We start from the raw sequence: 14,476 nt of genomic DNA, 5'->3' as shown, positions 1-14,476 counted from the left end.
GTCAAGGTAGCACGGATCGCCCGATGCGCAACACGTCAGAATTACCCCGCGATCACGCGCTGCCCTCCTTCGCCCAACCGCCGCCCAGTGCCCGGTACAGTGCAATCGCGTTGGTGAGACGCAACTGCTTCAGCCGGATCAGCTCCTGGCCCGACTCGAACAGGCTGCGTTGCGCGTCGAGCAATTCCAGATAGGTCGCCACGCCGCTCGTGTAGCGCCGTTGCGCGAGCCGCATCCGCTCATTGTCCGCCTCATAGACGCCCTTTTGCGCATCGACCTGTGCGTCGATCTGATCACGGGCGGCAAGGGCGTCGGCCACCTCGCGGAAAGCAGTCTGAATCGTCTTTTCGTAGCCGGTGATCGCAATGTCCTTGCGCACCGTTGCGAGATCGAGGTTCGCGCGATTACGGCCACCGCTGAAGATCGGCAAGGTCAGTTGCGGCGCGAACGACCACACCCCCGAGCCGCCCGCGAACAGACGGGAAAAGCCGTCGCTGACCGAGCCCACTTCGGTGGTGATGCGCAGGCTCGGAAAGAACGCCGCCCGGGCCGCGCCGATATTCGCGTTCGCGGCTTTCAGGCGTTGTTCGGCTTCGCGCATATCCGGCCTGCGTGTCAGCAAATCCGACGACAGGCCGGCCGCCACCGGCATCATCGTCAGGTCGTCGAGCACCGGCGCGCTGCGCTGCAAGTCAACGGTGAAATCGCCCAGCAGCAACTGCAGCGAACTCGCCGCCTGGGTGCGCTCACGCGCCAGCGCAGCCAACGAGGCGCGCGCGGAGTCGACCAGCATCTGCGCGGTACGCAATTCGATCGCAGTACTCATGCCCGCGCCATAGCGGCGCTTCGTCAGTGCGTAGATGCCCTCACGCGCGGCGAGCGTACGGCGCGCCAGTTGTTCCTGATCGTAAAGCGCGCGCTCGGCGACATACGCCGACGCGACTTCCGCAATCAGACTGATCTGCACGGCGCGCTGCGCCTCCACACTGGCGAGATACTCGGCCAGCGCGGCGTCCGACAGACTCTTCACGCGCCCGAACACATCCAGTTCGAAGGCGCTCACGCCGAGCGCCGCGCGATACTGGCTTGCCACGACGTTTTCACCGAGCGACGAATCCACGGTCCGGCCGCGGTTGTAGCTGGCGGTGGCATCGACGGAAGGCAGCCGCTCCGCGAACTGGATGCCATACAGCGCGCGCGCTTCCTGAATGCGCAAGGTAGCGGTGCGCAGGTCGCGGTTGTTGGCGAGCGCCATCTCGATCAGATGATTCAAGGCCGGGTCGGTGAAATAGACACGCCAGTCGTCCAGATCTTGCGCGGTGGAATCGCTGCTCACGTGATTGTCCGCCGCCGAAACTGGAAAGGCCTGCGGCACCGGCGCCGGCGGACGCTCATAGCGCGGCGCCATCGAGCAGCCCGCAAGCACCATCAGCAGTCCTGCCAGCGCCGCGCGCGCCACCCGCCCGGCGTGCGCCGGCTCCTGCGTCCGTCTTTGCATCGGGTCGTGTTGCATCGGGTCTTGTTGCACCAAAGCGCGCTTCATTCCTTTATCTCCATTGCATTCGTCGCGGCGAGGCCAGGGCGCCGGCGCTTGCCAACGTTGAATAGACGCCCGACCACCACAAAGAACAGCGGCACCATGAAAATCGCCAGCACGGTCGCGCTGATGATGCCGCCCAGCACACCCGTGCCAATTGCGATCTGCGCACCGGATGCCGCGCCCGAGGCGAACGCGAGCGGCACCACGCCGACGCCGAACGCAAGCGATGTCATCACGATCGGCCGCAAGCGCAGACGCGCGGCTTCGAGGGTGGCGTCGATCAGCGGCATACCCTCGGCATACAGATCTTTCGCCACCTCGACGATCAGGATCGCGTTCTTGGCCGACAGGCCGATCGTCGCAATCAGGCCGACCTTGAAGTAGATATCGTTGGGCATGCCGCGCAGCGTCACGCCCAGCACCGCGCCGATCACGCCGAGCGGCACGACCAGAATCACCGCGAGCGGAATCGACCAGCTTTCATACAGCGCCGCGAGCGCGAGGAACACGATCAGCACGGACAGCGCAAACAGCATCGGCGCCTGCGAGCCCGACAGACGCTCCTCGAACGATTGCCCCGACCAGTCGAAGCCGATCCCCGCCGGCAATTTGCCCGCCAGCGTTTCCATCACCCGCATCGCTTCGCCGCTGCTGTAGCCGGGAGCGGCAGAGCCGTTCAGCGTGAACGACGGGTAACCGTTGTAACGCGTCAATTGCGACGGCCCGGCACGCCATTGCAACGTGACAAACGCCGAGAGCGGTACCATCTCGCCTGCCGCATTGCGCACGCGCAGCTTGCGCACATCGTCGACGTCGACGCGATTGCGCCCGTCCGCCTGCACGATCACGCGCCGCACCTGCGAGCCGTGCATGAAATCGCCGATGTAGTCGGAGCCGAACATGACGGCGAGCGTGGTGTTGATCTCGTCCATCGTCACGCCCATCGCCGCGGCCTTGTTGCGATCGATGTCGAGCACGATCTGCGGTGCGTCCGGTTGACCGGCGAACATCAGGTCGGTAATGCCAGTCTGCCGGTGGCCTTCGGTCAACAATTGTTCACGCGCCGCCACCAGCGCCGCGTAGCCGGCGCCGCCGCGGTCCTGCAAACGGAAGTCGAAACCGCTCGTCGAGCCGAGGTCCGGCAACGCGGGCGAGTTCATCGCGAATACCATGGTGTCCGGCGTGCCGGCAAAGCGCTGGTTCACGCGTTCGACGATGGCCTGTACATGCGCCTGGGTATCCTTACGATCTTTCCAGTTCTTCAGTGTCGAGAAGATCATGCCGCTGCTCGGGCCGCTGCCGTAGTTGCTGAAGCCGCCAATCGCATACACGTACTCGACTGGCTCCTTGTCGAGCAGATAGCCCTCCACGGCCTTGATGCTCTGCATCGTTTCCGCCATCGTCGCGCCTTGCGGGCGCATCACCATGATCATGAAGTTGCCCTGATCTTCGTCGGGCAGAAACGCGCTCGGCAGACCCGTGAACAGCATGGCGACCGCCGCGCCGATTGCCGCGTACGCCGTCATCCAGCGCACCGGCTTGCGCAGTATCTTCGCGACCGCGCCGTGGTAGCGGCCCGTCATACGCGCAAACATCCGGTTGAACCAGCCGAAGAAACCGCGCTTTTCATGGTGACCGGCGGCGACCGGCTTGAGCAGCGTCGCGCACAGCGCCGGCGTGAGCGACAAGGCGAGAAACGCCGAAAACCCGATCGATACTGCCAGCGACAACGCAAACTGCCGGTAGATGTTGCCCACCGCGCCGCTGAAGAACGCCATCGGCAGGAACACCGAGGTCAGCACCACCGTGATGCCGATAATCGCGCCGCTGATCTGGCGCATTGCCTTCACCGTCGCTTCGTACGGCGATAGCCCCTCCTCGGCCATGATCCGTTCCACGTTCTCGACCACCACGATCGCATCGTCGACCAGAATGCCGATCGCCAGCACCATGCCGAACATCGTCAGCACGTTGATCGAGAAACCGAGCGCAAGCATCACGCCGAATGTGCCGAGCAACGCGACCGGCACGACCAGCGTCGGGATCAGGGTCGCCCGGATGTTCTGCATGAACAGGTACATCACGAGGAACACGAGCACGCCGGCCTCGATCAGCGTGCTGATCACTTTCTGGATCGAGATCTGCACGAACGACGCGGTCTCGTACGGAATCTGATAGCTCACGCCCGGCGGAAAGTACTTCTTCAACTGGTCCATCGTCTCGCGCACGCGTTTGGTCGTGGCGACCGCATTCGAGCCCGGCGCCAGCTTGATCGCCATACCCGTCGCGGTCTTGCCGTTGACGCGCGAGGTGAACGCATAATCGCTGCCGCCGAATTCGATCCGCGCCACGTCGCGCAGATACAGCGCCGAGCCGTCCGGCCGGGTGCGCAACGCAATGCCGCCAAAGGCCTCCGGCGTGCTCAGCTGACCGCCCGCGAGCACGGTGGCGCTGATCTGCGCCGAGGCCGGCACCGCCTGGTTGCCGATATCGCCGACCGTCACACGCGCGTTGTGGCTGCGGATCGCCGCGACCAGATCGGACGCGGAGAGATTCAGCGAAGTCATCTTGATCGGGTCGGGCCAGATCCGCATGGCGTATTCGGCGCCCCAGAACTGCACCTTGCCGACGCCCTCGACACGCCGCAGCGCCTGCACGACATTCGCCGACGCGAGTTCGCCGAGTTGCACCTCGCTCATGCGGCCGTCGTCGGAAGTCAGCGTGACGACAAGCTGGATGTTGTCCGCCGCCTTCTCGACGGAGACGCCGTCGCGCCGCACCGGTTCCGGCAAACGCGCCTCGACCGTCTTCAAACGGTTCTGTACTTCGACCGCGGCAAGATCGGGGTTCGTGCCCTGCTTGAAGGTCAGGGTGATGGATGCCGAACCGGCACTGCTGGTCGCCGAGGTATACATCAGACCAGGTGCGCCATTCATCTCGCGCTCGATCACCGCGGTCACCGATTCCTCGACGACCTGCGCCGAGGCGCCCGGATAGTTCGCCCAGATGTTGACCACGGGCGGCGCGATGTCCGGGTACTGCGCGACCGGCAGCGCACGGATCGCGAAGACGCCCGCGAGCATGATGAGTAAGGAAATCACCCACGCGAAGACGGGGCGATCGATAAAAAATCGAGCCATGGTGCTCTCTGATCAGTTGGATTTCGACCGTCGCGGCGCATGCTGCGGGCGCCGCGCGGCCGGTTGGCGGGAACCAGCCGGTTCACCCGCTACGTGCTGGCCGGGGCCTTCGCTGCGCCCGGCTGGTCCGCACTGCGTTTACCCGGTTCACTCTGTTCACTCCGTTCGCGCGGCGTAACGGCCGTGCCGGGCACAAGCGTCGCGGCGTTTTCCACGATGACGCGCTCGCCGCCCTTCAGACCACGCGTGACAAGCCAGTTGCGGCCCTTCAGTTCGTTGACCTGCACGGGCACCACCGCGACCTTGTTCGTGGCATCGACGATCTTGACCGTTGCGTCGTCCGCCGTGCGGGTGACGGCATCGCGCGGCACCGCGATCGCCGCGGTATCGATCGCGCGATCCAGCCTGATGCGCACGTAGGCGCCCGGCAGCAGCTCGCGTTGCACGTTGGGAAAGAGCGCACGCATCGCAACCGAGTCCGTGCCCGGATCGACCGCGAGATCGGTGAACAGCAACTTGCCGGTCTGCGCGTATTCGCTGCCGTCCGGCAGTGTCAGATAGACCTTGATGTCCTTCTGCGCGACGCCTTGCACGCGTCCGGTATCGATCGCGCGACGCAGCGCGGCGACGTCCGCCGCCGGTTGCGAGAAGTTCACGTAGATCGGATCGATCTGCTCGACCGTAGTCAGCGGTGTGGCCGAATCCTGGCCGACCAGCGCGCCTTCAGTCACGAGCGCGCGCCGGGCGCGGCCGTCGATCGGCGCGGTGACTGTCGCGTAACTCAATTGCAGGCGCGCCCGCTCGAGTTCGGCGCGAGCCGAGGCCACCTCGGCCTTCGCCTGACGCTCTTCGATCAACGCTTCGGTGTGGTCGCGTTCGCTTACCGCACGATCGGTGACGAGATCGTCGTAGCGCTTGCGCTTGTCGGTGGCGCCGAGCGCATTGGCTTCGGCGCGCGCCAACGCGCCGGCGGCCACGTCCAGTGCGGCCTTCAGCGGCGCGGGGTCGATCCGGAACAGCGGCGCGTTCTTGCGCACCTCCTGTCCTTCGTCATAGAGACGCGCCGTGACAATGCCCGCTACTCGCGCACGCACTTCTGCTTGCCGGTATGCTTCGAGCCTGCCCGGCAACTCGACGCCAAGCGGTACGGATGACGGATGCACCGTCATCACCGCGACTTCCTGCGGCGCGGCGGCCGCAGCATCGGCTTGCGGGTTCTGTTTGCCGCATCCCGCGAGCAGCGTGAGCAGTGTGGCTACGGCAAGCGTGATCGGAATGGCGCGTGTGGTTTTCATCTGAATCCTTTGTGTCGAAGCGGTCACCACCGCCGGGCTGCCGCCGGACTCATCCAGCAGTCCGCGAAAGGCGATCGATTATAATCAGTCATGACTGATTGAATACAGCGAAAAACCGTAAGACTGTTGCTTGGTGGCGACAGCAAAGTGAAAGGTTGGTGTGAATGGCCCGCAAAACGAAAGAGGAATCGCAGAACACGCGTAACGGCATCCTCGATGCCGCTGAGCTGGTGTTTCTGGAAAAAGGCGTCGCGCAAACCGCGATGGCCGATATCGCCGACGCGGCGGGTGTGTCGCGTGGCGCGGTCTACGGACACTACAAGAACAAGATCGAGGTCTGCCTCGCGATGTGCGACCGCGCGTTCGCGCGCGCCGCCGAGGGCTTCGAGCTAGCCGAGGACGGCCCCGCGCTGGAAGCGCTGCGCGAGGCGGCGCTGCACTATCTGCGGCAATGCGTCGAATCGGGTTCGGTGCAGCGCGTACTCGAGATCCTCTATATGAAGTGCGAGCAGAGCGAGGAAAACGCCCCGTTACTGCGGAGACGCACGCTTTACGACAAGCAGACACTGCGCATCACGACCGCGCTGCTGCGTCGCGCAGTCGCCAACGGCGAGTTGCCGGCCAGCCTCAACCTGCATCTCGCGAGCGTGTACTTTCAATCGCTGGTGGAAGGCATTTTCGGCACGATGGTGTGGACCGACCGCCTGCGCCACACGCCCTGGGAAGACGTCGACGCGCTGCTGCTCGCCGGTATCGACACACTGCGCGATTCGGCACGGCTACGGCGCACGGAATCTCGCGCCGCGCTCTAAACCGGCTTGGTGTAAACACGTAAAACGCGCGCTATTCGCGCAGACGCGATCGATAATCGCGCAATTGGCATCGAATGCCGATTGTGAGATGGGCATCGCATCATTAACCTTCGGGAATCCTGCAACGGGTCGGCGGCCGCCGCGCTTCTTCCAGCATGTGTTCTGCGCCGCGCGATCCTGAACAGCAGTCCGAGAATCCGAAGGAGACACCCTGATGAGCACCACTATCCCCAAAGCACCGAAAACGGCCACGGCCGGCAACGGCACGGCGCGCAACCAGGCACGCAAGGCGGCGCTCGGCAGCTTTATCGGTGCCGTGGTCGACTGGTACGACTTTCTGCTGTACGGCATCGTTGCCGCGCTGGTCTTCAATGCCGAGTTCTTCCCGAAGGTCAGCCCGGCGATGGGCACGCTCGCCGCATTCGCCACCTTCGGCGTCGGTTTTCTGTTCCGGCCGCTCGGCGGCTTCGTGTTCGGCCACTACGGCGACCGGCTTGGACGCAAGCGCATGCTGGTCCTCACGGTGATGATGATGGGACTCTCCACCGCGGCGATCGGCCTGCTGCCGGCTTTCTCGAGTATCGGCTGGTGGGCGCCGGTGCTGCTCGTCACCTTGCGCGCGATTCAGGGCTTCGCGGTCGGCGGCGAATGGGGCGGCGCGGCCTTGATGGCGGTCGAAAGCGCGCCGGAGAAGAAAAAGGCGTTCTACAGCAGCGGCGTGCAGGTTGGCTATGGCGTGGGTCTGGTGCTCTCGACCGGCCTCGTCGCGATCATCAGCCGCTCGATGGACAACGCCGCGTTCCTGAATTGGGGCTGGCGCCTGCCCTTCCTGTTCAGCGTGGTGCTGGTGCTGATCGCGCTTTGGATCCGTTCGAGCATGGAGGAGTCGAAGGAGTTCGTCGAGAAGGTCGGCCAGCACGGCGAACGCAGCGTGCGGCTGCCGATCGTCGAGGCTCTGCTGAAACACCCCAAGGCCTTTCTGCTGATTATCGCGCTGCGTCTTGCCGAGTTGTTCACGATGTATATCGTGACGGCGTTCGCCCTCAACTACTCGACCGCCAATCTGCACATGCCGCGCGAGTTCTTCCTCACGATCGGCCTGCTGGTCGGCGCGGTAAGTTGCGTGACGATTCCTTGCTTCGCGTGGCTGGCGGACCGCTTCGGCCGCCGCCGCGTGTATATCATCGGCGCGCTGGTCGGGATGTTCAGCGCGGTGCCGTTTTTTCTCGCGCTCGAAGCACGCTCGACGGTGTGGATCGTGATCTTCGCGGTCATGCTCGCCAACGTCGCCCACGACATGGTCGTGAGCGTGCAGCAACCCATGTTCACCGAACTGTTCGGCACCGAGTACCGCTACAGCGGGGCAGGCGTCGGTTATCAGGTGGCGAGCGTGGTGGGCGGCGGCTTCACGCCGTTCATCGCGGTGGCGCTGGTCAGCTTTGCCGGCGGCTCCTGGCATCCGGTGGCGGCGTACCTCGCCATCGGCTGCCTGATCTCGGTGCTGGTGGCAGCGAAGATGAAGACCGGGCGCACGGTCGCCTGATTTTCCGCGCGGTTTTCGCCGCGCGCTTTGCCGCACTCCTTACCGCGGTTCTTACCGCGCTTCTCACCGCATCCGTCACCGCACTCCTTGCCGCGGTTCTCACGCCTCACTATTCACTGATTGTTGCAACGGGCCGGCCGGAAAGTGCCAATGCCGGCCCGCTTCTCCTATCCCCGCCTTCCTGCCGATTCCGGCATTCATACCTCGTCTGCGGTCATTCATTCCGAAGCCTCATGCCGCGCTGCCGCAATTCGGCAGATTACGGTCGTATTTCACCAGGCTAATGCCTTATGCATTCTTATCTCATATTGCAAAGGCCATGTTCGCGCCCTATCGTTCGTCCAAGCGCGTGATATATCCATTCTGCGTACATCATATGAAATTAGAATTCATATATTTATTCCATATCAGCCAGCAATTTTTACACCGCGACACTCAAGTAGTGTGTATGAAGCGCCGATAACAAAGAATTTCTCACCGGAGACCGACCATGAGCAGTATCACCGAGCCGAATGGCACTTCAGGCTCAGCCCCATTCTTTTCCAAAGAGGCCACCGTCGCGAAACCGGGGTTTTCGCGCTGGATGGTTCCACCCGCCGCGCTCGCCGTGCACCTTTGTATCGGCCAGGCATACGCCTTTTCCGTGTTCAATGGACCGTTGACCAAAGTCGTCGGCATTACGCAATCCGCCGCTGACGACTGGTCGCTGACGTCGCTCGGCTGGATCTTTTCGCTGGCGATCGTGTTCCTGGGTTTGTCGGCGGCATTTGCCGGCAAGTGGCTCGAGCATGTCGGCCCGCGCCGCACGATGTTTACCGCCGCATGCTGCTTCGGCGGCGGCTTTCTCGTCTCCGCGCTCGGCGTGTATCTGCACCAGATCGTGCTGCTTTATCTCGGCTACGGCGTGATCGGCGGGATCGGACTTGGGCTCGGCTATGTGTCGCCGGTGTCGACGTTGATCCGCTGGTTTCCGGACCGTCGCGGCATGGCGACCGGCATGGCGATCATGGGCTTCGGCGGCGGCGCGATGATTGCCGCGCCGTTGTCGGTGGCCTTGATGAACCACTTCCGTAGCGCGACCAGCATTGGCGTGGCCGAAACGTTCGTGGTGCTCGGCATTGCGTACTTCATCTCGATGACGATCGGCGCACTCGCGATCCGCGTGCCGCCGGCTGACTGGAAGCCGGCCGGCTGGACACCGCCCGCAACCAATCAGAAGAAGATGATTTCGCGTAACCACGTGCACATCGATCAGGCGCTGAAGACGCCGCAGTTCTATCTGATCTGGCTGGTGCTGTTCCTCAACGTGACCGCCGGCATCGGCATTCTCGGCCAGGCCTCGGTGATGATTCAGGAAAGCTTCAAGGGCACCGTGACGGCTGCCGCGGCGGCCGGCTTCGTCGGTCTGCTGTCGCTGTTCAACATGGGCGGCCGCTTCGTGTGGGCCTCGGCTTCGGACTGGCTCGGCCGCAAGAACACCTACTTCATCTTCTTCGCGCTCGGCGCCGTGCTGTACTACGTCGTGCCAGGCTTCGCGGCTTCCGGGCAGATTGCCCTGTTCGTGCTTGCGTACTGCGTGATCCTGTCGATGTACGGCGGCGGCTTCTCAACGGTGCCCGCGTATCTCGCGGACATGTTCGGCACAGCGTTCGTCGGCGGCATTCACGGCCGCCTGCTGACCGCGTGGGCAGCGGCTGGTGTCGCGGGTCCGGTGCTGGTGAACTACATCCGCGCCTATCAGGTGGCGCACGGCGTCGCCAAGGCAGACGCCTACACGATGACGATCCACATCATGGTCGTGCTGCTGGTGATCGGCTTCGTCTGCAACCTGCTGGTCAAGCGTGTCGACGATAAACACCACATGACCGACGCACAACTCGCCAAAGGCGCCTAAGGAGAGACTCGCATGTCGACCGTTCAAGCCGTTCATCCGACCAACAAGGTCAAGCTCGCCGTCTTCTGGCTGTATGTGATGCTGCCGCTGGCATGGGGTGTGATCAATACGCTCTCGCAGGCGTTGAAGCTGTTCAAGTAAGTGTTGCGCCGCACCCCGCACGATGTCATGAGCGGGGTGCCTGCAGTTGCTTGTCCGACTGCTTATCCAACTGCTGATCTAGCCGCGCCGGTAACGCGCGCGCTCATCCTTCCCCGCCGTGGCTACCACTGATACGCCGCACCGGCGCCGACTGTCGTCGTGGCAGAACTGATGCCCGCCCCGAGCTTTACCTTGAGGCTCTGCGTCACACGCGCCGACAAACCCACCGCCACCGCCTGATAGCCCTTGTAGCCGGCCGTCCCGACACCAATGGCGAGGTTCTTGTTCGCATCGACCTCAGGAACCATGGTCAACGCAATGGCCGACGCCGTGCCCGAATACGCATTGCGCGCGATTTCGTTCATGCCGCCCTGGAACTGCTGCATGTTCACGGCGTCTGCGGGCGCCTGCCCCGCTGCGACGTTGGTGATGCGGCGCTCGTTGCCTGCCGAACCGACCGAAACCGTGTTTGACTGATCGGCAACCGAGCCCTCGCCAATCGCAACCGAGTTCGGCGCACTCGCTTGCGCGCCGCCGCCGATCGCCACGGTACCGTTGCCGATCGCCTGCGCCGTATTGCCCGTGCTGTTGACGGCGACATATGAGCTGCCGGTGGCCTGGGTATTCTTCACGGCGAGATTGATGTCGCCGATCTGCTGACCGAGGTTGTCGATCTGCTGGTTCGTATTCCAGAGTTGCGCGCCGGTAACCGCGTCGCTGCTGGTCGCCGACACTTCGCCATCCTGCAGGTTGGTGAGCGTGACCTTAGGTGCGTTGGCCGCCGTGCCGCCGAGCGTGACCTTGTCGTGCGCGGAACTGTCGTACTGGAGCGCATTCGCCACCGACCCGCTGATGTTGCTGACCGTGGTTTGCAGCCCGGCAATATCGTTGGTGTTCTGCGTCACGCGGCCGTCCAGATTGGTGATCGCGCTGCCGACGTTGTTCACGACCGTGCCACCCACGCGATACGACGGCGCCGTCACGGAACCGTTCGGGTTGACCGTCGCCCCGCCGCCAAGCGCCACCGCCGTACTCGCCGCCTGCGTATAGAGCTGCGCGCCGCTGATGGCGTCGGCGCTGGTGGCATTGACTGCGCCAGGCGCCACGCCGGTGAGCACCCGATTGCCTGCCGTGCCCGCTATGTTGATCAGACCTCCGCCGGTCGTCGCACCAATGTTGATGATGCGCGACACAGGATCTTGCGTGACGATGCCAATGCCGCCGGTCTCCATGTTTTGCTGCAAGGTGGTCAGTCCGCTGTCGAGCGAGCCGAGCGCGTCGCCAACCGTGGTTTGCGTGGCTCCTTGCACGTGATACGTGGGACCACTCACCGAACCATCGGCATTGATCTGCGCACCACCGCCGAGCGCCGCTGCCATGGGTTTGATCTGACCGACATTGACCCCGGACGTATCCGAGGTGCCCGCCGCGATACCCGTCAGCTCGCGGGCGCCGCCGGTGCCGGTGAAATCGACGCTGGCGCCGTCGACGTCCTTGGCGACCGTGAGATTGCGCGACACCTGATCCTGCTGGACAAGACCGATCTCGCCATTCGTGATCTGATTCGTGATGTTGCTCACGTCTGCCTCGATCGTGGTGGCGCGCGCATCCAGGTTGGCGATCTGCGTGGTGTTATTCGTGACGCGCTGATCGAGGTTCGCGATATTGCCGGTGTTGGCGGCAATATCAGCGGCGTTCTGCTCTACGGTCTGGTTGGTCGCGAACAGTTGCGACCCGTTCACGGCATCTGAACTGTTGGCAGCAAGCGCTCCGGCGAGCACATTGGTGATCCGCACCGGCGTGCCGGTGCTCCCCAACGTCACCGTGTCATGCGAAGTCGAGTCGTATTGAACCGAGTCGGCGCTCGCCGCGACGCCGGTTGTCACGGCTGCCGCGAGCGCCGAACCTATGTCGCTGTATGTATTTCCGCCAATGCTGTAGACGGGTGTCTTGAGCGTTCCGTCCGGATTGACTTTCGCGCCACCGCCCAGCGCTACCGCCGTGCTCGCCGTATTCGCATACAGTTGCGCACCGTTCACCGCCTGATCGCTGGCGGCATTGATCGCACCGGCGGCCACACCCGATACTGCACGGGCGCCGGCATTGCCCGCCATATTGACGCGCGCACCGTCAGTCGCCGCACCGACAAGCAAGTCATGAGACGTTGGATCCTGGGTCACCAAACCGACTGAGCCGGTGTTGATTTGCGTCTTTAACGACGAAAGACCCGTGTCGAGTGCGCTCAGCGCGCCGCCCACCGTGGTCTGGGTGCCGACCTGAACATGATAAATCGGGCCGGTTACTGAACCGTCCGCATTGACCGTGGCGCCGCCGCCGAGCGCGGAGACAACCGGACTGAGCTGGCTGAGATTGACGGCGGAACCCGCCGCGGTACCCGCCGCCACGCCGAGCAATTCGCGCGGGCCGGTGGTTCCGGTGAAGTCGACATGCTTGCCGTCCTTACCTTTTCCGACGGTGAGGTCATGCGAAACCGGGTCCTGCTGAACCAGACCAACCGCACCGTTGTTGATGTTAGTGGTTATGCCGGCAATGTCCGCGGTATTTTGTGCGACGACCTGATTGGTGCTGTAAAGCTGCGCGCCGGTGACAGCGTCGGAACTATAGGCGCTCAATGCGCCATCCGCGACGTTGGTGAGCTTGACGGGGATGCCCGCATTGCCGAGCGTCGCGATATCGTGCTTTCCGGTGTCGTACTGGAGCGCGTCGGCGCTGCCCGCCGCGCTGCTTTTCACAACGGCGGCCAAAGCTGCGCCAACATCGTTATAGGTCGTCCCGCCTATGGCGTAAGCCGGTGCGACGATCGAACCGTCAGGGTTGATCGCCGCAGCACCGCCAAGCGCCGCGCTCACGCCCCTGAGTTGGCCCACCGTCGCAGCATCCGAGTCGAATGTGCCGGCTGCCACGTTAATGATCTGGCGACGCAGCGCAGCGCTACCCACCGCCACCGAATTCACCCGATCGGCCACCGATCCGCTGCCGAGTGCTACGGAGCCTTGCGTGTTGACCTGAGCGTTCGCACCCAGCGCCAGCGCATTGGTTGCACCAGTGGCCGTGAAAGTGTTGGTTCCCATAGCGACGGAGCCGTCGCCGTTCGCCATACTGCTCGTTCCAAGCGACAAGCTGTTGGCGCCTTCAGCGTCAGCCATATAGCCGATCGAAACACCGTTGGTTGCGTCGAAGCCGCTCGATGCACCGGCTCCCACAACAGTAGCGTTCACCGCCAATGCCGCCGCCGCAGCGCCAATTGCGGTCGATCCGCGACTGCCGGCGGCGGCCTGAGCGCCGACCGCTGTTGCATTGACCCCTGTCGCTGCCGCGGTCGGCCCGACCGCCATTGCATTCATATCTGTTGAGGTATGCGTCGCCACGCCACCCGTGACATTCTCGCTCACCGCAATGTAATCGGTCACAGGAGCCGCCGCCGAGACCGCCGCGAGATTCATCGAACTCGCCTGAGCACTGCCCACCCGCTGCACCGCCGCAACCGGCGGATGACCAGCAAACGCGCTTGCGTTATCGATCGCCACCGCCAACTGTTCGGACGTGGCGGCGTCAATCGGCAACTTTGCCGGGTCGGCGGATAGCGCTGCCTGCATCACCTTCGCATTGATACAACCCTGCGCCTCTGCCTCGCACTCGGCCGCACTTGCCGGCAATGAAAACGCCAACGCACCCAACAATCCCGCGCTGGCGACGACCAGCGTTCCACATGTCGACGCGCTCTTCGCACCACGACTCTTCGCCACCTCGGATGCAGCGACGTAGGTGCGGGTCGTTCTGTTCCAAACAGTCTTATAAGTCTTGTTCAACATTCCTCCCAATTTTTCTATCGAATTCAGGCCCGAAATTCAGATTCAGGATTTTTCTTAAGAAATCCTAATCATCAAACCCAAACATCGAAAAACTTAAGAACACAGTGCGCTTCTCTCGATCGACAAGCGCGCCACCGCCAGTGTGCCGCCAACCGCCGCGATGGCCGGCATACATATGTAGGTCAAACGTCCAGAAATTTAAGCATGCGTCGCACGCTCATCTGGCAGACAGACACGACACACCCAGTTTGCCGTCAGCGTCCGAGGCGGTGAATACG

At 63.5% G+C, this 14,476-nt stretch carries 8 protein-coding genes; 4 read left to right on the top strand and 4 right to left on the bottom strand.

Annotation, left to right across the window (positions count from 1 at the left end; genetic code table 11):
* Positions 1–52: 52 nt before the first annotated feature.
* From BCY88_RS28115 to BCY88_RS28105, 3 genes are all read right to left on the bottom strand, one after another.
* On the bottom strand, positions 53–1,513 hold the full coding sequence (locus BCY88_RS28115) for an efflux transporter outer membrane subunit (RefSeq protein ID WP_404935738.1): 1,461 nt from the start codon (positions 1,511–1,513) through the stop codon (positions 53–55).
* 26 nt (positions 1,514–1,539) lie between these two features.
* A complete protein-coding gene (locus BCY88_RS28110; protein ID WP_120347417.1) occupies positions 1,540–4,680 on the bottom strand; it encodes a multidrug efflux RND transporter permease subunit in 3,141 nt (1,046 codons plus the stop codon).
* Between the two features lie 89 nt (positions 4,681–4,769).
* On the bottom strand, positions 4,770–5,975 hold the full coding sequence (locus BCY88_RS28105; RefSeq protein WP_120347416.1) for a MexX/AxyX family multidrug efflux RND transporter periplasmic adaptor subunit: 1,206 nt from the start codon (positions 5,973–5,975) through the stop codon (positions 4,770–4,772).
* 164 nt (positions 5,976–6,139) lie between these two features.
* On the opposite strand from BCY88_RS28105, the gene BCY88_RS28100 reads away from it, so the two are divergent.
* The 4 genes from BCY88_RS28100 (at position 6,140) to BCY88_RS28085 (ending at position 10,365) form a co-directional block, all read left to right on the top strand.
* Positions 6,140–6,787, top strand: coding sequence for a TetR family transcriptional regulator (locus BCY88_RS28100; RefSeq protein ID WP_120347415.1), 648 nt, complete (start codon positions 6,140–6,142; stop codon positions 6,785–6,787).
* Positions 6,788–7,001: 214 nt separating this feature from the next.
* A complete protein-coding gene (gene shiA, locus BCY88_RS28095; RefSeq protein ID WP_120347414.1) occupies positions 7,002–8,330 on the top strand; it encodes a shikimate transporter in 1,329 nt (442 codons plus the stop codon).
* 490 nt (positions 8,331–8,820) lie between these two features.
* Positions 8,821–10,224 carry an L-lactate MFS transporter gene (locus BCY88_RS28090; protein ID WP_120347413.1) on the top strand — a complete coding sequence of 468 codons (1,404 nt, stop codon included), beginning with the start codon at positions 8,821–8,823 and terminating at the stop codon, positions 10,222–10,224.
* Positions 10,225–10,236: 12 nt separating this feature from the next.
* Complete coding sequence (locus BCY88_RS28085) at positions 10,237–10,365, top strand: MFS transporter small subunit (RefSeq protein ID WP_120347412.1); 129 nt, start codon at positions 10,237–10,239, stop codon at positions 10,363–10,365.
* Between the two features lie 122 nt (positions 10,366–10,487).
* On the opposite strand, the gene BCY88_RS28080 is transcribed toward BCY88_RS28085, so the two are convergent.
* Entirely contained in the window at positions 10,488–14,198 is a 3,711-nt protein-coding gene (locus BCY88_RS28080; RefSeq protein ID WP_120347411.1) for a YadA-like family protein, read from the bottom strand.
* Positions 14,199–14,476 lie beyond the last annotated feature (278 nt).

Source organism: Paraburkholderia fungorum, from assembly GCF_003610895.1.
Classification (GTDB): Bacteria; Pseudomonadota; Gammaproteobacteria; order Burkholderiales; family Burkholderiaceae; genus Paraburkholderia; species Paraburkholderia fungorum_B.
Note: the sequence above shows the minus strand (reverse complement) of the source record. Positions and strands in the feature narration are given on the sequence as shown.